At 62.6% G+C, this 21,897-nt stretch carries 21 protein-coding genes; 11 read left to right on the top strand and 10 right to left on the bottom strand.

What is annotated here, in order from left to right; translation table 11 throughout:
- Positions 1-11: 11 nt before the first annotated feature.
- Both JOF47_RS13680 and JOF47_RS13675 read right to left on the bottom strand, forming a co-directional pair.
- On the bottom strand, positions 12-488 hold the full coding sequence (locus JOF47_RS13680; RefSeq protein ID WP_209999443.1) for a hypothetical protein: 477 nt from the start codon (positions 486-488) through the stop codon (positions 12-14).
- 128 nt (positions 489-616) lie between these two features.
- Positions 617-1,294 (bottom strand): helix-turn-helix transcriptional regulator, encoded by a 678-nt coding sequence (locus JOF47_RS13675; RefSeq protein ID WP_209999442.1) that lies wholly within the window; start codon positions 1,292-1,294, stop codon positions 617-619.
- Positions 1,295-1,389: 95 nt separating this feature from the next.
- Here JOF47_RS13675 and JOF47_RS13670 point away from each other — a divergent pair, with 95 nt between their 5' ends.
- A complete protein-coding gene (locus JOF47_RS13670; protein WP_209999440.1) occupies positions 1,390-1,797 on the top strand; it encodes a DoxX family membrane protein in 408 nt (135 codons plus the stop codon).
- Positions 1,798-1,952: 155 nt separating this feature from the next.
- Here the strand turns inward: JOF47_RS13670 and JOF47_RS13665 are convergent, their stop codons facing one another.
- Entirely contained in the window at positions 1,953-3,260 is a 1,308-nt protein-coding gene (locus JOF47_RS13665; RefSeq protein ID WP_209999439.1) for an MFS transporter, read from the bottom strand.
- 24 nt (positions 3,261-3,284) lie between these two features.
- Entirely contained in the window at positions 3,285-4,700 is a 1,416-nt protein-coding gene (locus tag JOF47_RS13660; protein WP_209999437.1) for a M20 family metallopeptidase, read from the bottom strand.
- 130 nt (positions 4,701-4,830) lie between these two features.
- Between JOF47_RS13660 and JOF47_RS13655 the strand changes: the two genes are divergently transcribed.
- Positions 4,831-5,721, top strand: coding sequence for a LysR family transcriptional regulator (locus JOF47_RS13655; protein WP_209999435.1), 891 nt, complete (start codon positions 4,831-4,833; stop codon positions 5,719-5,721).
- Between the two features lie 23 nt (positions 5,722-5,744).
- Here the strand turns inward: JOF47_RS13655 and JOF47_RS13650 are convergent, their stop codons facing one another.
- Entirely contained in the window at positions 5,745-6,446 is a 702-nt protein-coding gene (locus JOF47_RS13650) for a FadR/GntR family transcriptional regulator (protein WP_342592780.1), read from the bottom strand.
- 236 nt (positions 6,447-6,682) lie between these two features.
- On the opposite strand from JOF47_RS13650, the gene JOF47_RS13645 reads away from it, so the two are divergent.
- The 3 genes from JOF47_RS13645 to JOF47_RS13635 all read left to right on the top strand — a co-directional run bounded on the left by JOF47_RS13645 (position 6,683) and on the right by JOF47_RS13635 (position 10,538).
- A complete protein-coding gene (locus JOF47_RS13645; RefSeq protein ID WP_209999434.1) occupies positions 6,683-7,909 on the top strand; it encodes a CaiB/BaiF CoA transferase family protein in 1,227 nt (408 codons plus the stop codon).
- The gene (locus JOF47_RS13640) at positions 7,906-9,417 is read left to right on the top strand and encodes a carboxyl transferase domain-containing protein (protein ID WP_209999432.1); all 1,512 of its coding nucleotides are present in this window, start codon (positions 7,906-7,908) and stop codon (positions 9,415-9,417) included. Before JOF47_RS13645 ends, JOF47_RS13640 begins: the two co-directional genes overlap by 4 nt.
- Positions 9,418-9,581: 164 nt before the next feature.
- The gene (locus JOF47_RS13635; RefSeq protein ID WP_209999430.1) at positions 9,582-10,538 is read left to right on the top strand and encodes an Lrp/AsnC family transcriptional regulator; all 957 of its coding nucleotides are present in this window, start codon (positions 9,582-9,584) and stop codon (positions 10,536-10,538) included.
- Between the two features lie 29 nt (positions 10,539-10,567).
- On the opposite strand, the gene JOF47_RS13630 is transcribed toward JOF47_RS13635, so the two are convergent.
- Positions 10,568-11,980: an amidase gene (locus JOF47_RS13630; protein ID WP_210001675.1), complete on the bottom strand. Its 1,413-nt coding sequence runs from the start codon at positions 11,978-11,980 to the stop codon at positions 10,568-10,570.
- Positions 11,981-12,238: 258 nt separating this feature from the next.
- On the opposite strand from JOF47_RS13630, the gene JOF47_RS13625 reads away from it, so the two are divergent.
- The 3 genes from JOF47_RS13625 to JOF47_RS13615 all read left to right on the top strand — a co-directional run bounded on the left by JOF47_RS13625 (position 12,239) and on the right by JOF47_RS13615 (position 14,995).
- Positions 12,239-12,985, top strand: coding sequence for a DUF5058 family protein (locus JOF47_RS13625; RefSeq protein WP_209999429.1), 747 nt, complete (start codon positions 12,239-12,241; stop codon positions 12,983-12,985).
- A gap of 358 nt (positions 12,986-13,343) precedes the next feature.
- Positions 13,344-13,769, top strand: a complete 426-nt coding sequence (locus JOF47_RS22365) for a hypothetical protein (RefSeq protein ID WP_342592779.1) — start codon at positions 13,344-13,346, stop codon at positions 13,767-13,769.
- 2 nt (positions 13,770-13,771) lie between these two features.
- The gene (locus JOF47_RS13615; protein ID WP_209999428.1) at positions 13,772-14,995 is read left to right on the top strand and encodes an amidohydrolase; all 1,224 of its coding nucleotides are present in this window, start codon (positions 13,772-13,774) and stop codon (positions 14,993-14,995) included.
- Between the two features lie 195 nt (positions 14,996-15,190).
- Here the strand turns inward: JOF47_RS13615 and JOF47_RS13610 are convergent, their stop codons facing one another.
- A complete protein-coding gene (locus JOF47_RS13610) occupies positions 15,191-15,691 on the bottom strand; it encodes a hypothetical protein (protein ID WP_245356369.1) in 501 nt (166 codons plus the stop codon).
- Positions 15,692-15,949: 258 nt separating this feature from the next.
- Between JOF47_RS13610 and JOF47_RS13605 the strand changes: the two genes are divergently transcribed.
- Positions 15,950-16,243: a cupin domain-containing protein gene (locus tag JOF47_RS13605; protein ID WP_209999427.1), complete on the top strand. Its 294-nt coding sequence runs from the start codon at positions 15,950-15,952 to the stop codon at positions 16,241-16,243.
- Between the two features lie 566 nt (positions 16,244-16,809).
- Here the strand turns inward: JOF47_RS13605 and JOF47_RS13600 are convergent.
- The 3 genes from JOF47_RS13600 to JOF47_RS13590 form a co-directional block, all read right to left on the bottom strand.
- Positions 16,810-17,088 (bottom strand): hypothetical protein, encoded by a 279-nt coding sequence (locus JOF47_RS13600; protein WP_209999426.1) that lies wholly within the window; start codon positions 17,086-17,088, stop codon positions 16,810-16,812.
- A gap of 199 nt (positions 17,089-17,287) precedes the next feature.
- Positions 17,288-18,679, bottom strand: coding sequence for an aspartate aminotransferase family protein (locus JOF47_RS13595; protein WP_209999425.1), 1,392 nt, complete (start codon positions 18,677-18,679; stop codon positions 17,288-17,290).
- Positions 18,676-19,113: an Lrp/AsnC family transcriptional regulator gene (locus tag JOF47_RS13590; protein WP_210001671.1), complete on the bottom strand. Its 438-nt coding sequence runs from the start codon at positions 19,111-19,113 to the stop codon at positions 18,676-18,678. The genes JOF47_RS13595 and JOF47_RS13590 overlap by 4 nt, the downstream gene beginning before the upstream one ends.
- Positions 19,114-19,429: 316 nt before the next feature.
- Here JOF47_RS13590 and JOF47_RS13585 point away from each other — a divergent pair, with 316 nt between their 5' ends.
- Both JOF47_RS13585 and JOF47_RS13580 read left to right on the top strand, forming a co-directional pair.
- A complete protein-coding gene (locus JOF47_RS13585) occupies positions 19,430-20,680 on the top strand; it encodes a polyamine ABC transporter substrate-binding protein (RefSeq protein ID WP_209999424.1) in 1,251 nt (416 codons plus the stop codon).
- Positions 20,680-21,897, top strand: coding sequence for an ABC transporter substrate-binding protein (locus JOF47_RS13580; RefSeq protein WP_209999423.1), 1,218 nt, complete (start codon positions 20,680-20,682; stop codon positions 21,895-21,897). The genes JOF47_RS13585 and JOF47_RS13580 overlap by 1 nt, the downstream gene beginning before the upstream one ends.

Raw genomic sequence — 21,897 nt, 5'->3', positions numbered from 1 at the left:
GGCGTCCGGTTTCAGTCGGGCGGCGCCGCAAGCACATCCGAAACCAGCGCGTAGCCGCTGTCGTTGGGATGGAAGGTCAGCTCATGCGGGTCGGTGAACCCGGACTCCTCGGTTGCCTTGGCGCCGGTTTCCTTGGTGAACATGGTGGTCGCCACTACAACGTTCGCGACAATCTGGCCGTTTTGCATGCTCGCGTCCCTAACGATGACCACGACCTCCGAATCGGCAATTTTCATCCCGGCATTGCGATAGGTGCTTCGCATGTAACCGAAGGACTCTTCGGCGATCCTCTTGTCACTGGTGTTCGCCGGGTATTCCCTGCCCTCGAGCGTCGCGGACAGGAGATTCGCGTAGTCGGATACGCCGGCATCCAAAGCGGCTTGTTCCGTTGGGGAAAGTTCCGCTTTCGCTTCCGGAACGCAAGCGGTTGTCATGGCCAGTAGGAACAATGCCGCCGATGCGGTCGATACTCGCCCTAGGGGGTTCATGGGTCATTCCTACCACGGCCCGGATTGGCAGGCTAGGACCTGTTCGCACGCTCCTCTCGTGTCGCACCGTCCTGTCCACGTGCCCGCTCGCCTTTGCCCGGAGGGCCTCCTCTCGGTGCTGCGCAGGCCTATCCGGCGGGGATCTCCGGATCCAAGCGAACGCAGCAATGCCCGTCCCGGGTCGGTGCTTCAAAGCAGGCGCGGTAGGGGGCCTTTGTCCCGTCGACGACGGCACTGAGCAGCTCCAGGTTCATGGAGCATACGGTTTCCCGGTAACTCGTGGAGAGCTGGTGGAAGGGGCAGTCCAGGAGCCCGAGCGATCCATTTTCGCGTTCCTCGGGACGGTACCCGTGGTCGGTCAGGGCCTGGGCAAGCGACGGGGCGTTGGCACCGATTTCTTTACCTGCTTCACGCGCGACCTCGGCCAGAACCTGCGCAACTGGACGATCCTCGGCGCTCGCAAGCTCGATGGCCTTGGCCATCAAATCTGCAGCCAAGCCGTACTCGCGATGCGGAACGCTCGCGGAAATCTCGACATGCCGTGGTGAATATAGCTTTGAGGGCCGTCCCGAACCGGGGCCGCCCTTGCCGCTGAGGCGGCGGAACTCCACGGAAAGAAGTCCTTCATCGGCGAGCCGGTCGAGTTGAAAGGCGACGGCATTGCGGGGCAACCCCAGCGCCGTCGCGGTTTCGTCGCGCCCAACGGCGACTTCCCTGGTGCGCACAAATTCGTAGACGGCACCACGGACCGGATCGGCCAGTGCCGATAGGGCATTGAGTTCTTGACCCTTTGGAAGCAACCTCATGGAACCAGTGTAAATCTAAAACAAGAAAATGTTGACTTAGAGATCCCGACGATTCTAAAATAAAACATCTCCACTTTAGAAGGAAGGCAAGGATCATGGCTACGAATACAGCGAGCGCCGCCACCGCCGAGAGCACCAAGCTCAATCACCAGGCGTTCATGCTTTTGCGCACGATCTTCACCGTTGCGCCGATCGTTTTCGGGCTCGACAAGTTCACCAACTTGCTCACCGACTGGACGAACTACCTGGCGCCCATTGCCACCGACATCATCCCCGTTTCCCCGCAGGTCTTCATGTACGGCGTGGGAATCGTCGAAATCGCAGCGGGAATCCTCGTGGCGCTTCGCCCGAAGATCGGCTCGCTGGTCGTCGCGCTCTGGCTGCTCGGCATCATCGTCAACCTGCTGATGATCCCCAATTACTTCGACGTTGCACTGCGCGACTTCGGACTGCTTGTGGGTGCGCTGGCCCTTAACCGGCTGGCCACGGCGCGGGAACGCTGAGATCGGATTTGGGGGCGATATCGGCAGCGTAAGCCGGGAACTTCGGCAAGCAACAGCCAAGGCCGGGGATATCCGCATTGAATATCCCCGACCTTGGCTTCGTGCTATTGGGTTGCTTGGAATCGTGATCGGTTTTGCCGGTCAGCCGCGTTGGCTCAGCGCACGCCGCGGTATTTCACGGCCGAGGCCAGGGCTACGATGCTGACGCCCGCGAGAACTGCCAGATAGTAGCTCGGTGCCATGGGCTGGCCTGTGACCTCAATCAGGTAGGCGCAGATCATGGGTGTGAATCCGCCGAACACTGCGACTGCCGCGTTGTAGCTGAACGACAACCCCGTGGCACGGGTCTTGGATGGGAAGATATCTGCCATGACCGAAGGCAGGGCGCCGAAATAGACGGACTTCATCAAGCCCAGAATGATCATTACGAGCGCCAGCACCAGGAAGGTGCGTCCGGCAATGAGCCACATGAACAGCGGGATGGTCAGCACGGCGATGGCAATGGCAGCGGGAACCATGATTCGGATCCGTCCGAACTTGTCCGAGAGGTGTCCGACTACCGGGGTGAAGAAGGTCAGGATGAGTCCGGTCAAGATCAACGACGTGAAGGAGATCGACGGGCTGATTCCCAGCTGTTTGATGCCGAATGTCGGCATGTACTGGATAACAAAGTTTAATGCGGTGGAGATCGCCAATGCGCCTCCTGCCATGAGCACGCCGACCTTTTGCGAGACGAACACATCTCGGATAGGTGTGTGCTTTTCCTCCGGGGCGACCTTGGCCAGGGGTGCCTCGTCCACGAAGCGGCGGATCATCCAGCCCGCCGGGCCAACCAACAGCCCGATGATGAAAGGGATCCTCCAAGCCCAGGCGTTCATGTCCTCTTCACTGAATACCGTAGTCAGGATGACCACGGTGATGGCTGCCATTAATGCGCCCAAGCCCTGGCTTGCGAATTGGAAACTGCCGAGGAAGCCGCGTCGTCCCTGGCCCTGCGCGATGAGATAGGAAGTTGCCGCCCCGAATTCACCGCCTGCCGAAAATCCTTGGATAAGCCGCCCCAGGATCAGGCCTATCGGAGCCAGGATACCGATGGTGTCATAGCCGGGCATGAACGCTATCACCGCAGTGCCCAGGACCATCAGCCGGATGGTGAGCATCAGGCCCTTTTTCATCCCCCGGCGATCGGCATAGGAGCCGAGGATCAAGCCGCCCAGTGGGCGGATTAGATAAGACACCCCAAAGACCGCGAAGGCCTGGATGACCTCGATGGCGGGGTTGTCCGAGGGGAAGAAATTGTGGCCGATGTAGATCGCCAACAGGGCATAGATTGACATGTCGTACCACTCAAGGGCATTGCCGATCGTGGCAGCGGCGATGCCGCGGGCCATTGACTGCTTGCGGGGTGCCGGAGCGCCCGTGGTTGGCCGGGCTACGGCGGTCTGGTTCTGACTGCTGTTCATGGGAGTTCCCCTCGGGATGCGGTGTCAGGCGTGGGTGGTGAGGACCTTGGGTTCGAACGGGCTGTTGCCTCGAATCCCCAGGTCGTAGTAGAGACCGCACATGAGCTGCAGTCCCTGTCGGGCAATCGGTTCCAGCAGGTGCTCGTTCGGGGCGTGCTGCAGGCAACCGGGATAGGAATGAGGAATCCAGAGCGTGGGTAGCCCAAGGATCGATTCAAAGACGTCGTTGGGCAGCGATCCGCCGATGTTGGGCAGAATGGTCGTCGGAAGGCCGGTGCTTTCGCGCAGAGATTCGGCTGCCCAGCAGACCCATGGGTCATCGGGTTCGATCCGGCTTGCCGGGAAGCTGGTCAACACGGTGGCCTTGACCATCGGGAAACCGTGTTCGTCGAGGGCGCGCTGCACTTTGGCTTGAAGATCCTGTACCTCGGTGCCCACGACGAAGCGCAGTTGGAGGATGGCACTGGCTGTGCCGGGGATCGCGTTGACGGGGTTCTGCGGATCAGCCGCTCCCATGGCCAACACTTCAAGGGCGTTCCATCCATAGACGCGTTCGGCCGGGGTTAATTCCGGATCTCCCCAGCCGGTATCCATGTTCGGGTCGTTCGGCCCGGTGCCAACCTGGAGGCCTTCCAGTGCCGTGCGGACCGCCGCAGGCAATGAAGGCGGAAGCAATCCGGGGACCTTGATCCTGCCGTGTCCGTCCACCAGCACGCCAATGGCTGCGGCAAGGGTGGTGGCAGGATTGCGGATCAGTCCGCCCCAGTTTCCGGAGTGGTAGCTCTCCGAGCGGAGGTCGGCCGTGAGTTCGAAGCTGACTCCGCCGCGGGCGCCGAGGAAGATCGTTGGCGCCTCGGCCGAAAGCCGGGGCCCGTCCGAGGCGATGAATACATCGGCGGCAAGCTCCTCCTGGTGGGCTGCGGCGAATTCCGCAAGGTCCGGGGAACCGATTTCCTCTCCGGATTCGAAGAGGAACACCGTGTTGAATCCGAGGCTGCCGTGGGCTTCCAACAGGAACTCCAAGGCTTTCAGGTTGACCAGGTGCTGGCCCTTGTTGTCTGCCGAACCGCGCCCGTACCATCGTTCGCCCTCGGCGCTGAGGATGAACGGATCCCGGTTCTTGTCCCATTGGCCCTCGTGGCCGTCGACCACATCGGCGTGGCCGTAGCAGAGCATCGTCGGAAGTTCCGGATCCTCGATTCGACGTCCGATGAGGAAGCTGTTGGCCCCGCCGTTCCACTCCGGGTGGATCCGGGTGACGAAGCCGAGCTGCTCGAGCTTGGGAGCAATCTTGTCAGTGAGGTATGAATTCAATTCAAGGCGGTTGGCAGTGTTGGTGCTGACGGTGCGATGCCGGACCAAGGCCGCCAGTTCCGTGAAGAATCCGCCGTCGTCGACGAAAGACGCCGACTTCTTCATGAGTTCGTTGCGATTGTTCACGGCTTTACATCCTTTTGGTTGTTGTATCGTGAATCACACTAGGAGGTGCAATCGGCATTCACCAGTAGCGTTTTTCGCAACCCCGTTGACTTGAAGTCAAACCGGATGAAATGAGACTTGAATCGTGCAAATGCTGCCCACGTCCCTGGTCTACTTCCATGAAGTGGCCCGCTCCGGTTCGATCACCGAAGCTGCCGATGCTCAGCACGTTTCGGCCTCGGCCATCAGCAGGCAAATCACCCAGCTTGAACGCTCCACCGGAGTTGCGCTGTTCCGCCGCCATCCGCGCGGAATGCAACTGACCGATGCCGGCGTGTTGCTGCTTGCCCACACCAGGCGCAGTGAAGCGGAGGCCGAGGAGCTGCTGGGTGAATTGCGCGAACAGGCCTCAGGCAAGCAGCGGATGCTGGAAATCGTCAGTTCGGAGGGGCTGGCCGCCTACCGGGTCCCATCGGCAATCGCCGGATTCTGCCGGGAACACCAGGATGTGTCGATCCAGCTCACGGTGCTCCCGTCGCCGGAGGCCACGCGCCGCATCGTCGATGGAAGTGCTGACGTGGCCATGATCTTCGCCCTTGGCCCGCAGCGTGACGTCACCGTGGAGTTCTCCTGCCCCGCACCTGCCTATGCGGTGGTCGCCTCGGCGCATCCCTTGGCCGCGCACGCCAAGGTCTCGCTGGCCGAGCTCTGTCAATACCCGCTCTCGCTGCCCGCCAAGGGCATCAGTCAGCGGGAGCTGTTCGACATTGCCGCCCAAATGGAGGGACTAATCCCGCGAATCGCGATGGTCACCGACCACATCAATCCCGCCATGGAATTCGCCCGCTCGGGAGTCGGGGCGACGCTGCTGAGCCATTTTGCCAGGCGGGAGGGCGTGACCGACGGACTGCGCTTTATTCCGGTGGACCACCCGGCACTCGGCGAGCGCCAGGCGCAGATCCTCACCATGCCCAGGCGCCGCCAATCGGCGTTGGCCGCGGCCTTCATTCAAAAGATGACCGAGATACTGCTCAAGGACTAGCTGCCCCGGGCGGCCGGCGCCCCCTATTTCAATAGCGCGACGTCGGACACCAGGTCGATGTGCGCCTGCATGGCCGCGGCAGCGGCTGCCGCGTCGCCATTCAGGATGGCCCCGGCAATGACTTGGTGTGATTCAAGCGAGCGCTCCGGTCTGCCGGGTTGCCCGAGCGACTCCAGCCTTGTTTCAAGCACCATTTCGGCGATGAAGGTCATGAGCTGGGCCAGGACGCGCGAATGCGCGGCGGCCGTCACCGCCTCGTGGAAGAGCTCGTCGCCCCTCGCGCCGCGACCGCCGTCGGCAATCTCCCCGGCCATGACCTTCAAGGCCGCGTCGATTCGTTCGAGGTCCTCGTCGGTGCGCCGTTCGGCTGCGAGTGCCGCGAGCTTCACCTCGAGGGTGCTGCGGGCCTCGACGATTTCCGGAAGCCGGCTCTGGTGTTCACGCAGGTCACGCAGGACCGTAGCGATGCTGGGGCGGTAAACCAACACGGCTCCCGTCCCGTGTTGGACGTCAATGACCCCGAGGACTTCCAGGGCCACCAGCGCCTGGGCGAGGGTCGCGCGTGAGACCCCGAGCTGCTCGGCGAGGTCCCGCTCGGCAGGAAGGTGATCCCCGGGCCCCAGCTGCTCGGCTTCGACGTATCCCAGGATCTGCTTCATGAGCTGCTCATAGAGCCGCGGGCGTGCAACCTTGCCCAATGCTGCGGATTTTTCTCGAGCTGCCACGAATTCATCCTCTCAATTGCCTCGTTTGCACCCAAATCTACACCGGACCAGCCCTTGACAAAGACACCTAGAGTCTAGGAGGCTAGGCCAGTGATCCACTGGGTGCGCGCGCTTGGCACAACACTGAACCTCTACCCGGGGATCCTCCGGGGCGTTGGCGCCAGGCATGTCCCGGTCGAATCCCGTCGCACGACACGAACCTTGTCACATCATTTCGCAGGATACGAGGAGTCTTCATGAGCACCACCGCCTATGAGCAGTTGTCCACCGCCGTCGCCACCGGACCGCTGAGCGGCTACACGGTACTGGATTTGACCCGTGCCCTGGCAGGCCCCCATGCGGGAATGATGATGGGAGATCTCGGGGCGCGCGTCATCAAGGTCGAGACCCCGGAGGCTGGAGACGACACCCGCAGTTGGGGTCCTCCCTTTGTCGGCCCCGAGGACAACCCGCAAGCCACGTACTTCCTCTCTTGCAACCGCAACAAGGAATCAATCGCCCTGGATTTGAAATCCGAGGACGGCAAGGACACACTGACGCGGCTCATTGAACGCTCCGACGTGATGATGGAGAACTTCCGCACCGGTGTGCTCGAACGACTGGGGTTTGGCGTCGAGCGGCTGCACGAGCTCAATCCCAGGCTTGTCATCCTCTCGATCACGGGATTCGGCCATGACGGTCCCGAATCCCACCGCAGCGGCTATGACCAGATCCTGCAGGGTGAAGCCGGGCTGATGTCCCTGACCGGCTCCGGTCCCGATGACCCGCAGCGGGTGGGGGTTCCCATCGCCGATTTGTTGTCCGGCATGTATGGCGCATACGGTGCGCTCGCCGCCTTGTTGGAGCGCGAGCACACGGGCAGGGGACAAGTTGTCCGCACCTCCCTGTTGGCCTCGATCGTCGGCGTACATGCGTTCCAGGGCACCCGTGCCACGGTCGCCGGGCAGGTCCCGCGGGCCCAAGGCAACCATCATCCGTCCATTGCCCCCTACGGACTTTTCAAATGCCGAGACGGCAAGGTTCAGATCAGCGTCGGCAGCCAGAAACTCTGGGCGGCTTTCGCCGAAGCCTTCGGGCTTGACGCGGTGCGCCCGGAATATGTGTCAAACGCCGAGCGGGTGGAAAACCACGCTCTGCTGCTCTCCGAGATCGAGGAAGCTTTCGCCGGCTTCGATCCCGAGAATCTGCTGGAGAAACTCAATGCCGCGGGAATCCCCGCGGGAAAGGTGCGCACGTTGGACGAGGTCTATGAGTGGGAACAGGTCAAATCCCAGGGACTCATCGTGGATGTCGAACACCCGGTATTGGGAAGGATTTCACTGCCCGGCCCTCCGCTGCGCTTCTTCGACCCGGCAACGGCCGCTGAAATGACCCGCACCGTACACTCAGCACCTCCCTTGCTGGACGCTGACGGCGCCTCCATCCGAAGCTGGCTGGATGCTGAAGCGAAGGTCGCATCATGAGCGCGGCGCAGCTGGGCTCACGGCGGATAACTGCCGCCGGGCTGCTCGAGACGGTGCTCGACGCTGGATCGTTTTCTTCCTGGGACCAGCCGGTGCAGCACACGGGAATCGGTGCAAGGTACGCGGCCGAATTGGAGGCCGCGGAACTCAAGAGCGGTGTCGATGAATCGGTGCTCACCGGTGAGGGCCTGATCCGTGGCCGCCGGGTGGCGGTCATCGTCTCGGAGTTTCGTTTCCTGGCCGGCTCCATCGGCCAGGCCGCCACCGAACGTATCATCGCGGCCATAGAACGCGCCACGGCCGCCGGACTGCCGCTGCTGGCCGGGCCCGCCTCGGGTGGCACCCGCATGCAGGAAGGCACCCTGGCGTTCCTCGGGATGGTTGCCATCACCGATGCGGTGCGGCGGCACAAGGAAGCAGGATTCCCCTATCTGGTCTACCTCCGCAACCCCACCACGGGAGGGGTCATGGCGTCCTGGGGGTCCTTGGGACACATGACGGTTGCCGAACCGGGAGCCCTGCTCGGATTCCTGGGCCCACGCGTCTACGAGTCGCTCACCGGCACCCCGTTCCCTCCCGGGGTCCAGGTCGCGGAAAACCTCTACCGCAAGGGCCTGATCGATGCGGTGGTGGCCCCGGAAGAACTTCCCGACATCATCGACAGGGCCCTGCGGATCCTGATCCCATCGGCAAAGCCCGGAGGCGCACCCATTCCCGAAACCGTGAACGCGGTCCCCGGCACGGCAAGCGCATGGGAATCGGTGCTGCTCAGCCGCAATCCCCGGCGCCCGGACCTGCGTATGCTGCTTGCCGCTGGAGCGGCAGACGCCCTGCCGCTCAACGGCACGGGACAAGGGGAAAACGACCCGGGGTTGAGCCTTGCACTTGCCAGGTTCGGGCGGCAGTCCTGCATCGTGCTCGGCCACCAGCGCCCGCGCCACGCGGATGCCCCTGCGATGGGCCCGGCCTCGCTTCGGGAGGCAAGGCGCGCCATGCAACTTGCGGAGGAGCTCCAGCTCCCGCTGCTGACCGTCATCGACACCGCCGGTGCAGCCCTCTCGCAGGAGGCCGAGGAAGGCGGCCTGGCAGGGGAGATCGCCCGATCGCTCAACGAGCTGATCGGCCTGCGCGCGCCTTCGGTCTCCGTGCTCTTGGGGCAGGGCACCGGCGGTGGCGCCCTGGCGCTGCTTCCGGCCGACCGGATCATAGCCGCCGAACACTCATGGCTTTCGCCGCTTCCGCCCGAGGGCGCCAGTGCAATCCTCCACCGCAGCGTTGAGTTCGCCCCGCGGATTGCCGCGGAGCAGGGCGTTGATGTCGGCTCGCTGTGGCGCATCGGTTTGGTGGACCATGTGGTCGACGAGCGGCCCGATGCCGCCGACGAGCCCCGGGAATTCTGTGCGCGCATGGGCCTGGCGATCGAGCACGAGCTGGCCCTGGTCTGTGCGGCGCCGGCGGCCGAGCGACTGGAACGGCGCCGGGCGAAGTTCAGGAGGCTCGGACGCTAGGCGGAGCCTCCTGAACGCGGGTTTGCCCAGGCTTGGACCGCTTCGTGCCCGCGCGCAGGCCCGGTATCGACTCAATGCCGACTCGCGCCGAGGCGCCGACCAAGTTCGCGCACCTGATGCCTATGATCGAAGCGGCATCACCAACGGCAAGGAGCAAAGCCCGCATGACAGGACAGTTGACCAACCTCGAGCAGCTGATTATTGCCGCCCTGCAGATTGATGGCCGTGCCTCGTGGCGCAAGATCGCAGCGGTGCTGGATCAGCCCGAACGCACCGTTGCCCGCCACGGGGTGGGTCTGCTCAAAACGGGAGCGGTTTCGGTCGCCGGAATGCGCCTGCGCCGCAGCACCACGTTGCTGCGCCTGGAATGTTCCCCCGGAACCAGCCGGGTTGCAGCCGAGGCGCTGGCCCAACGACAGGACACCACCTTCAGCTACTTGATGACCGGCGGCGCGGACGTCGTGGCGGAACTGATGTTGGAACCCGAGGCGGTGTCCAACGTCCTGACCACCGAGATTCCCGCCACGGTGGGCCTGGTCCGCTCGGTGAGCTATCCGGTGTTGCGCTACTTCCGCACGATCCGCGGCTGGCGCTCCGGCATCCTCAACGATGTCCAGACAAGCGCCATGGGCACCGAGTTCACATTCGACGGCACGGACCTCAGCACCAGCGGACCCCTGAGCGATCAGGACGAGGAGATCGTCCGCGTGCTGACCGAAGATGGTCGGGCGAGCGTCGAATCCATTGCCCGACGCGTGCGTGTCTCGGAAACCACTGCGAGCCGGCGGCTGGATTGGCTGCTTCGCAACCGCCGGGTGGCAATCAGGACATTGGTGGAACCCGCGTCAGTGAACCTTCCCCTCGAGGCATTTCTGTGGATCAAGGCGGCCCCGGGAAAAGTGGAGCGACTCGGACAGGCATTGGCGACCCGAAGCGAGGTCCGCTATGCGGCAGCAGTGGCTGGAGACTGCCAGATCGTCGCAAACGTGACGCTGCCCGACGCCAATGCCCTATACCGCTTTGTCACCGATGCCGGATGGGCCGATGACGCGGACATCATCGAATCCACGATGCTGCTTCAGGCGCGCAAGCGCGGTGGACGGCTCATCCCTCACTCCTAGCGGGGACCAGCCATCCACCGTCCGAAATGCTATCCGGTGATCGATGTAGTCAGCAGCGCGGGGAGCACATCGACGCAGCGGGTGCGATCCTCGAAGCCCTTGGCGTAGCGCAACAGCTCGACATCGCGATAGTGGTTCACCGCCAGCTGGAACCCAACGGGCAATCCCTCGCCGGTGAACCCCGCCGGCATGGCAAGGACCGGCAGCCCCGTTGCGGAAAGCACGCATGCCGAACGCATCCAGTCCAGGTAGGTCTCCGAGGCCACCCCGGCCACGGAACCGGGGTACCGCAGCGTCGCGTCGAAGGGCAGCACCTGGGCCGCCGGGCTTAGGAACACATCGTAGTCACTGAAGAAACCGCGCACCGAAGCTTCCAAGCGGGTCCGGGCCGCAGCGGCGTCGATCAGGTCCTGGGCGCTCAGCGACCAGCCCAACTCCACGTTCCAAATGACCTCCGGCTTGACCAACCCGCGGTGCTCGCGCACCAGATCGCCCAGACCCGCGGCGAAGTCGGTGGCCCGCGCACGTTGGAATACGAGATCAGCCTCCGAGAAATCGGGGGAGGCCTGCTCGACTATCGCGCCGGCTTCCTCGAACACCCGAAGCTGGCGTTCCAGCACCTGAAGGACGGCCGGTTCCACCGGGATGCCGATCCCGAAATCGGGACTCCAACCGATCCGCACTCCGCGCAGGTCGCCCACCACGGGCCCCGCGAAGTCTGCACCGCTGAGTACGCTTGGCGTGCGCACCAGGGGGCTCGGCCCGGCTGCCGCCGACATGAACAGCGCGATGTCATCGATTTCCCTGGCCATCGGGCCGGTCCGCCCCAGCCAGGCCCAGGCATTGGCAGCGGAGGGCATCGGGATCACCCCGTAGGAGGGACGGAATCCCACGACGTTGCAGAAAGACGCGGGGATGCGCAGCGACCCACCCATGTCGGATCCTTCGCCGAGGGGCTGGATGCGAGCCGCAATCGCCGCGGCAACTCCTCCCGACGAACCTCCCGCGCTCAATGAAGTGTCATACGGGTTGGTGGTCGTGCCGAAGACCTCGTTGAAGGTGTGCGATCCGGCGCCGAACTCCGGCACATTGGTTTTGCCCGTGGCCACGACTCCAGCCGCACGCAATCGTTCGATGATCAAATCGTCTTGTTCCGGCACAAAGTCCTTGAATACCGGAGACCCCTGGGTGCTGCGAAGCCCTCGAACGTTGTGGGTGTCCTTGTGCGTCATGGGCAGGCCGTGCAGCGGGCCGAGCGGGCCTCCCGCAACGCTCATCCGGTCCGCATTGGCTGCCGCTGCGTAGGCCGCCTTCCGGTCTTGGGTAACCACTGCATTGATGGAGGCGTTGACGTCGTCGATCCGTCGATAGTGGGACTCAAGGGCCTCACGCGATGACAACGTCCGCTTCCGAATGCCCTCCGTCAGTTCCACAGCCGACATGTCCTGGATCTCACCCACGTGTTTCCTCGTTTCTCTTCCTGACGCCACGCCCGCTTGGCGATGTCTCGTGCTTCACAGTGTGCTCCGCCCGTGGAAGCCGGGGAAGTCAATCCTGAAACTAGGGTGATTTTGGGGGAAATGGCCATTTTTGTGGCGGTTTCACGAATCCCTTGCCATTTGCGGCGAATAAGCCGGAAAGTTGTGCCACAGCGAAGTCGTATTTGTAATCCGGCTCACATTTATGAGGAGTTTTGGCCCATGCACACACTTCGAGTTCCAATTCCGGCGGCAGCCGGCTCCACCGACATACTCGCCGTTGCGAATTCCCCGCTCGTCTGGATTTGCGCACTCGGCGTTTTCGCGGTGATCTTCATCCAGACGTTCATATACGTGAAGGCGGCCCGGCGGACCGCCCCGGAAATCGGCATGCCGGCCTCCGAACTGACCGGGGCGTTTCGCGCGGGCGCCGTGGCGTCGATCGGCCCCTCGCTTGCAGTGGTTCTGGTGGCGATCGCCCTGCTGGCACTGTTTGGCACCCCGGCAGTGCTGGTGCGCATCGGGTTGATCGGTTCCGCTGCCACCGAAACTGCTTCCGCCGGCATTGCCGCCACATCCATGGGCGCCACCCTGGGAGGTGCCGACTACACCCAGCAGGTCTTTGCGGTTGCATTCATGGCCATGAGTCTGTCCGGCGGCATGTGGATGCTGGCCACGTTGCTGCTGACCCCGATCCTGAAGCGTGGAGGCAAGCGCCTGGCCCAGGTAAATCCGGCGGCCATGGCGATCATTCCCGCCGCCGCCTTGCTCGGTGCCTTCTCAATGCTCTCGATCGCCGAGATGCCCAAATCGGGGATCCACTTCATCACGCTTCTGGTGTCAGCCGCGGTCATGGCCGGCTGCCTGTTCCTCGCCAAGATCCTGCGGGCCAACTGGCTCAAGGAATGGGCTCTCGGCTTCGCCATCATTGTGGCCATCGCCGTCGCCTTCGTCGCCCACACCTCCTAGCCTCCGCCATACGAAAGGAATGACATCATGAGTACGCAATCTCTGACACGTGCCGATGCAGGCATGGTGGCGTTCGAGTCCGCAACGTCCCGATGGGGACGCATCACCATGATCGCCGGGTTGGTTCTTTCCCTGATCGGTCCCGTCTATCTGGTGGTGTTCGGTGGACTGGACATCTCCTCCTCCCAGATCTGGATAGCGTTCCTGGCGGTGGCAGCGACCTTCGGCGTTTTTTGGATCGTCGAGCCCCTGACCTACTTCCCGATCCTGGGCTCGGCCGCCATGTACCAGGCGTTCATGATCGGCAACATTTCCAACAAGCTGCTCCCTGCGGCCATCGTCGCCCAATCGAGCATCAATGCCCGCCCCGGCACCAAACGGGGGGGATCTTGCCGCGGTCATGGCCATCTGCGGCGCCGCGACTGTCCACCTGAGCTCCCTGCTGATCTTCGTCGGGCTCTTGGGCACCTGGCTGATGAGCCGAATCCCGCCGGCATTGATCGAGGTCGCCCGCCTGTATATCCTGCCGGCGCTCATGGGCGCGGTGCTCGTGCAGTGCATCGTCACGATGAAGAGGGTGCGACCGACGCTTTTCGCCGTCGCACTGGCCCTGGCCGTGCAGTTCCTGGTGATCCCGGCAGCCCCAAAGGTCGCCATGTTCGCCACGGCAATCACGGTGCTTGGAACCGTGCTGCTTTCATGGTTCCTGCGCAACCGCAACGAGGACCACACCGTGGAAGCCGAAGAAGCACCCCGAACCCCCATTGAAGAAGAGGTTGGCTAGACATGTCAGAAACAACCACCCGGCAGTTGCTCAGCGATGCCGATACCCTTGCCATGCACGAGACGTACCGCCACTTGCATGCGAACCCCGAGCTCTCCATGCAGGAGCATCGCACCACTGCGTTCATTGCTGCCGAGCTGACGACATTAGGCATCGAAAACTTCGGATGCGGCGGCACCGGCGTGGTGGGCATCCTGCGCAACGGACCGGGGCCGGTGGTGGCGTTCCGCGCCGACACCGACGGGCTGCCCATCCTGGAAGATACCGGGCTGGACTATTCAAGCCATGCCACCGGCACCATGGAGGACGGGACGACGGTTCCGGTAATGCACGGGTGCGGGCACGACACGCACATCACCGCGGCGCTTACGGCAGCCAAGGTCCTTGCCCGCGAGACCGATACCTGGTCCGGCACGCTGGTGATGCTCTTCCAGCCTGGCGAAGAAACCGCTTCGGGTGCCCGGGCTATGGTGCAGGACGGATTGTGGGAGAAGGCTCCTCGCCCCGAGGTGGTTCTGGGCCAGCACGTCATGCCGCTGCAGGCAGGCCACATCAACATTTCCACCGGTACGGCGATGGCAATGGCGGATGCCCTGCGCGTGACGGTGTTCGGACGCCAATCCCATGGCTCGCAACCGCAAACGAGCATCGATCCGATTGTGCTTGGAGCGCATATGATCACCCGGCTCCAGACCATCGTGTCGCGTGAGTTGGACCCCTTGACCCCGGCAGTGGTCACCAGCGGCACGTTCCATGCGGGACTGAAGGAAAACATCATTCCGGATCGCGCGGAATTCACGTTGAACATCCGCACCTTCACGCAGGACACCAGGGACCAGGTGCTTGCAGCAGTGCGGCGAATCATTGCTGCGGAGGCGCTCGCCTCCGCAGCACCGGAACCAACGATCGAAGAAATCTATACCTTCCCGCGCTGCTACAACGACCCGGCGGCCACCGCACGAATCGTCGAGGCCCTGAGCCAAGAACTCGGCCCCGATGCCGTGCACGACGCCGCGCCTTCGATGGGCAGCGAGGACTTCGGACATCTTGCCGATTCGATCGGTGTTCCCTCTGTTTACTGGATGTTCGGTGGCTTCGATTTGTCCAGTGGAACGCCGCCGGTCAACCACTCGCCGTTCTTCGGCCCGGTCATCGAACCAACGCTGGAAACGGGAGTGCGGGCCGCCATCGCGTCCTTGCGGGCATTACTGGGTTCCGGTCACTGACCTGCAGTCTGCAGGGTTGAAGCCGCCACCCGGACGAGCCTGTTTTTCGACGCTCATTGCTTCTTTGAGATGCCAGCGGCATGGACACGGAAGCATTCGTAGGACCAGCATGCCGTTCTCCGTATCCGGAATTCACAAGCCAGGGTCGGGGACATTCACTGTGAATGTCCCCGACCCTGGCTTCGTGCGGTTGGTCTACTTGGAATCCCGCTTGGCCTGGCGCTTGGCGCCGGCGGCCTGCGAGGAGGCCTGCTTCTTCTTCGTTCCCGGGGACGTCTGGTGCTCGGCGGCACGTCCGGGTCCAACTCCTCCGGCTGCGGGGCCCGTTGAGCCATGGGGTCCCGAGGACTTTCCTGCTGCGGCGCGCTCCAGCCGTTCGGCCTTCAGAGCCTCGTAGGTTTCCTGTGCGACGGCAGCGAGTCTGTTGCTGACTCGGGACAGCGCCTCTTCAAAGATCTCCGCACGCTGTGCGGCCTTGCCGTGACGCGGACGGGCGGTTCCCCGGGCGCCTTCCTCCACAACCCCGGCGGCAGCAAGCCGCCTATAGTTCTTTGTGTGTTTCTTGCGGGCGCGGCGCACACGCTTGTGCAGCGCCAGAAGTTCGTCTTCATCAAGCAACTCCATGCGCTCGGCTTCGACCTCGCGGATCAAATCAAGTTCATCGTCTTTCAGGATTCCCGTGGGTGCTTCCATCATCGAACAGTCCATTCCTTGGTCTTGGCAGGCTTCGTACTGGCGACCCTATGCGAGAACGTGTGGCGGTACAAGGAACTTCAAGCCCAGCGGGCAGCGCGGAGGGAAAGCCGGCATGCCCTGAAGGGGCTGTGTCATCTTCTTGGCGTTGGATCGGTCCGCTGCCACGATGAAACTGTGGCACCTCCCCTGGTGCCATCCGCTTCAAACGATGCAGGCCGCATGCATGTTTGGCGTACTCAACGACAGCCAGGAAGCCAGATGAAACCCACGACACGCACCCCTGCAATTGCCACGCTCCAGATCGACAATGAGCGCGTTCGGGTCACCGAATGGCGCTTTGCGCCCGGCACCGAAACCGGTTGGCATGTCCACCCGACCGACTATGTGGTGGTTCCCATGACCACCGGTGAACTGGTTCTGGAAACCCGCGAAGGGGTTGTGGTCAACGAACTGACCGCCGGCGTTTCGTACACGCGGGTTGCAGGCAACGAACACAACGTCGTCAATGCCGCGGATACCGAGTTCGTGTTTGTGGAAATCGAGCTGAAGTAGGCGGAGCTGTGGGCCTGCCGTGGAGCCGACGAAAGCCGTTGTTTCCTGAAGTGCCAACGGCAGGTATTGGTGGGTGTTGTCCCATGGTGCCGGGCAAATACCCGGTCCTTCAAAGGACCACACCCATGCCCGGGATCTCGGAGCGGACCCTCTGCGACTGACATTTGCGATAGGTGGGATGCACCCGGATGACGGCTCCGGTGGAACCAACCAATGGCCAGCCTCGAAGGGAAAAGCCGGCATCGCCAGTTCATGTTGGTTTTTGCGGGACTCATCCTGGAGATGCTGCTGGCCTCGCTGGGTCCGATGATTTTTTCCGCGGTACTGTCCACGACCGTCGGGGAACTCAACGACGTTGACCAGATGCTTTGGGTCGGAACCTTCGGCGTCGTGCTCGTGAGTGCCCGCCCCACGGGGTGGGCAGGAACAGACGGCAGACTGGGAAGTCTCGATTCCGAGGGGTTGGCCATGCCTCGGAAACCGCGCCACCGCGCCCCGGCATCCGGAGGATGCAGACAGCGGAGACCCGGAACGGCTCTTGGCGTATTCCGCCGGGCCTTGCTGGATTACCGTGCTTGGCGTCGGCGAACGAGAAAATACAAGGCCAGGTACACAAAGCCGAGCAGGAACGAAGGCAGCGTGATCCAGGTGAGCAGGGAACTCTCGGCATAGGGGGAATTGTCCGACGTTCCCACGGTTGACGCAAAGATGCTGAAGACGGCAAAGGCGAGCGTCATGATCGCGATGGCCAGCAGGAATGTGCGGAGTTTCCTGCCAGGCTGCTTGTGGGCGGGGTTGGCCGAAGCCTGGCCGGGGGAGAATCGCGGGGAGTCGTTCGTTTCCATGTCGGTTCCGGCTTTCTCTGCGTCTGGCACTCTCATCGTTCCCGAGCCTGGTGTCGGAACATTCAACACGACGGGGGAGCCCGAAGCAATGAGCCGTGCCAAGGCACGCGCCGGACGCGCAGTCATTCCCGGCCCAAAAGGATTGGGTGGCGGTGAATTTCTTCACCGCCACCCAATCACCGCATAACGCGAATTCCCCTTAGAGGTGGTTCTCCGCCTCGGTCAGCACCGAACGCAGGATCGACTCGATCTTGTCGAACTCCGGCGGGCCCACCGTCAGCGGCGGCGCCAGCTGGATGACGGGGTCGCCGCGGTCATCGGCGCGGCAGTACAGCCCGGCGTCGTAGAGGGCCGTGGAGAGGAAACCGCGCAGCAGGCGCTCGGACTCGTCGTCGTTGAACGTCTCCTTGGTTTCCTTGTCCTTGACCAGCTCGATGCCGTAGAAGTAGCCGGCGCCGCGGACGTCGCCGACGATCGGCAGGTCCTTGAGCTTCTCCAGGGTCGACTTGAAGATCGGTGCGTTGTCCTTCACCCGCTGGTTCAGGCCCTCGCGTTCGAAGATGTCCAGGTTGGCCATGGCAACCGCGGTGGAGACAGGGTGTCCGCCGAAGGTGTAGCCGTGGTAGAACGTGGTGTCGCCATGCTTGAACGGTTCGAACAGCTTCTCCGAGGCGATCATTGCGCCAAGCGGAGAGTAGCCGCTGGTGATGCCCTTGGCGCAGGTGATGATGTCCGGCACGTAGCCGAAGTCGTCGCAGGCGAACATCGATCCGATGCGGCCGAAGGCGCAGATGACCTCATCCGATACCAACAGCACGTCGTACTCGTCGCAGATTTCACGCACGCGCTGGAAGTAGCCCGGCGGTGGCGGGAAGCAGCCGCCGGAGTTCTGCACCGGCTCCAGGAACACGGCAGCAACGGACTCGGCACCCTCGAACTCGATGGCCTCGCGGATGCGTTCCGCGGCCCACAGGCCGAAGTCCTTCTCGTTGTCCTCGAACTGGTCCGGGGCGCGGTAGAAGTTGGTGTTCGGCACGCGGAACGTTCCCGGCACCAGCGGCTCGAACGGGGTCTTCATGCCCGGAAGCGAGGTGATGGCCAAGGCGCCCTGCGGGGTGCCGTGGTAGGCGAGCGCTCGGGAAATGACCTTGTGCTTGCCCGGCTGGCCCTTCAGCTTGAAGTACTGCTTGGCAAGCTTGAAGGCCGACTCGACGGCTTCGCCGCCGCCGGTGGTGAAGAAGACGCGGTTCAGGTCGCCCGGGGCGTAGTGCGCCAGGCGCTCCGCCAGGTCGATTGCCGGTTCGTGGCCGTAGGACCACAGCGGCATGAAAGCGAGCTTTTCGGCCTGCTTTGCCGCAACCTCTGCCAATTCGGCGCGGCCGTGGCCGGCGTTGACCACAAACAGGCCCGCCAGGCCGTCGATGTAGCTCTTGCCCTGGTCGTCCCAGAGGGTGTGGCCCTCGCCGCGGGTAATGATCGGGACGCGGGCGCCGTTCTCCAGCGGAGAATATCGGGCCATATGCATCCATAGGTGGTCGCGGGCTGCGATCTGGCGATCGGTGCCACGCGGAGTGGTGTTGACAATGCTCATCGGGTACCCCAGTTGTATTCCTGTTTACGCAACGAGAGGTACATGAACGTTTCCGTTTCACGTACGCCCTCGATGGCTCGAATTTCAGTGATGATACGAAGTAGGTCCTCATCATTGGCGCAAATGACTTCCGCAATGATGTCCGAAGGTCCGGCGACCACAACGCAGTAGTCGACCTCCGGGAGGGCCGAAATCCGATCCGCCGTGGCGATGATGTCGCCGGTGGATCGAATGCCAAGCATGGCCTGCCGCTTGAAACCAAGCTGTAGTGGATCGGTGACCGCCACTACCTGCATGACCTTGCTGTCGACGAGTTTTTGGACCCGCTGACGCACCGCGGCTTCGCTTAGGCCAACGGCCTTGCCGACGGACGCGTAGGAACGGCGCCCGTCTTCCTGCAATTGCTCAATGATCGCCTTGGACGTGGCGTCCATGGTGAATCCGTTGCCGGCGCCGGTGTGCGCGGAGTGGGTCACTGCTTATCGACCTCCTGATCGAGCCATCTGGATAGCACTGAAAACTTTCAACATGGTGGGCACCACATCGCTTCACTAGAGCGTATCCCGAGGGAATCAGTTGTGGAAGGGGTCTTGTGCAATGGATTTCGTTCGATAGGAAAGCAAATCAGTCGAAAACTATTGTCAGAAAACGGATTTCCTGACATGATCCATGTCACATGTTCTTTGTGGTGTATGTCACGAGTGGCATGGACAGTCGTGTATGCAGCATCAGCTGAAGGGGAATCCGGCCATGTCTAGTCAAAACCATCGTGAACTGCCCAGTGATCCGGGGGTTCGGGCACTGATCGCCCAGGCTCAACGTATGCAGATGTCTCGCCGCAAACTTCTCGCGGGCGCCGGAGGCTTGGGCATTGCCGGCCTCTTGGCCGCTTGCGGAACCGGTGGAGGCACGGGTGGCGGGGCCACCGGCGGTGCCGCCGGCACGGCACCCGCGGTCACGGACGTCTCGGCAACCGACAAAAACGTATTCTGGGCCAACTGGACGCTTTACCTTGACTACGACGACAAAACCAAGAAATACCCGACGCTGCAGGAACTCACCAAACGCACCGGCATCGATGTGCACTACGTCGAAGACATCGACGGAAACGACACCTACTACGGCAAGGTGCAGGGCCAGCTCTCGGCGGGCCAGGACATCGGGCAGGACATCATCACCCTGACCGACTGGATGGCGGGGCGCATGATTCGCCAGGGCTTCACGCAGAAACTCGACCACGCCAACATCCCGAATATCAAGAACCTGCTCCCCGCACTGCAAAAGGTCGACTTCGACCCGGGACGCGAGCATTCGCTGACCTGGCAGAGCGGCTACGCGGGCATTGCCTGGAACAAGGAAAAGTACCCCAAGGGGCTCCGCACGGTTTCGGATCTCTGGAGCCCGGATCTCAAGGGCCGCATCACGGTGCTCGACGAAATGCGCGACACCATTGGCCTCATCATGCTCGATGAAGGCGTGGATATTTCGGGCCCGTGGGGCGACGCCGAATTCACCAAGGCCACCGACACGCTGGCCAAGCAGATCAACGACGGACAAATCCGCCAGGTGAAGGGCAACTCGTACAAGGAGGACTTCATCTCCGGGGACGCCATTGCCGGCATCGTCTGGAGCGGCGACATCGTGCAGATGAACTTCGAGAACAACGACCAATGGGAGTTCGTCATCCCCGAGGCCGGTTGCACCCTGTGGAGCGACAACATGATGATTCCGGTTGCCTCCCCGCGAAGGGCCAACGCGGAAAAACTCATGGACTTCTACTACGAACCGGAAATCGCGGCACAGGTCGCGGCGTACGTGAACTTCATTTCACCGGTCCAGGGGGCCAAGGAGGCCATGGAGAAGATCGACCCGAGTTTGGTCAACAACCCACTGATTTTCCCGTCCGATACGGACCTCGCAAAGGCGCACGTCTTCAGGAGCCTGAGCGCCGATGAAGAAACCAAGTTCAACAGCCAATTCCAGACAGCAATCGGAGCATAATGTCTCGCAGTGACCATCAGCGCAATTCCCTGCAACGCCTGGGCCGGGGCATTGCCGCGGCCCAGGTATCCCGTAGGGGAGTGTTGGCGGGGGCCGGAGGATTGGCGCTGGCTGGCTTCTTGGCAGCCTGCGGCACCTCGGGCGGCAGCAAGGCCGCCGCGCCGAGTGCCGCCGCCAATCTCTCTGCGGATTCAAAGATCGTCAATTGGGCCAACTGGACCCTCTACCTGGACTACGACGACAAATCCAAGAAGTACCCGACCCTGGAACGGTTCATGAAGGAATCCGGTATCAAGGCCGCCTACTCAGAGGACATCGATTCCAACGACACCTACTACGGCAAGATCCAGGCACAGCTTGCCGCGGGCAAGGACATCGGGCAGGACATCATCACGCCGAGCGACTGGATGTCCGAGCGACTGATCCGCCAGGGCTACGTCCAGGAGCTGAACCACGACAACATCCCCAACATCAAGTACCTGTTGCCGGAACTGGAAAGCGTGCGATTCGACCCGGGACGCAAGCAGTCGCTCACCTGGCAGTCCGGGTTCACGGGCCTGGCCTGGAACAAGGAAGCCTTCCCCAAGGGACTGAAGAACGTTTCGGATCTCTGGGACCCGGCCCTGAAAGGGCGCATCACGGTGTTGGACGAAATGCGCGACACCATGCCGATGCTCATGCTCGACGCAGGCATCGACATCACCGGCGACTGGGGCGTCGACGAATACTCGGACTCCCTTGACGTGTTGGACGCGAACATCAAGAACGGCCAGATCCGCCAGGTCAAGGGCAACTCCTACAAGCAGGACTTCATTTCGGGGGACGCCATTGCCGGCCTCGTCTACTCGGGTGACATCACCCAGTTGAACTTCGAGGAGGGCGACAAATGGGAGTTCGTCATGCCCGAACGCAAGGGCCTGATTTGGAGCGACAACTTCATGGTCCCGATCGGTTCGCCGCACAAGGGCAACGCGGAAAAACTCATGAACTTCTACTACGACCCCGCGGTCGCTGCCGAGGTTGCGGCGTACGTGAACTACGTTTGCCCGGTTGTCGGGGCACGCGAGGCGATGGCGGACATCGACCCCAAGCTCGTCGACAACCCGTTGATCTTCCCCACCGAGGATTACCTGAGCCTGGCAACCAGCGAACGGGAAATGACCGTTGACGAAGAAACAGAATTCCAGAACATGTTCCAGCAAGTGATTGGCGCCTAA

Source organism: Paeniglutamicibacter kerguelensis (assembly GCF_017876535.1).
GTDB lineage: Bacteria > Actinomycetota > Actinomycetes > Actinomycetales > Micrococcaceae > Paeniglutamicibacter > Paeniglutamicibacter kerguelensis.
Note: the sequence above shows the minus strand (reverse complement) of the source record. Positions and strands in the feature narration are given on the sequence as shown.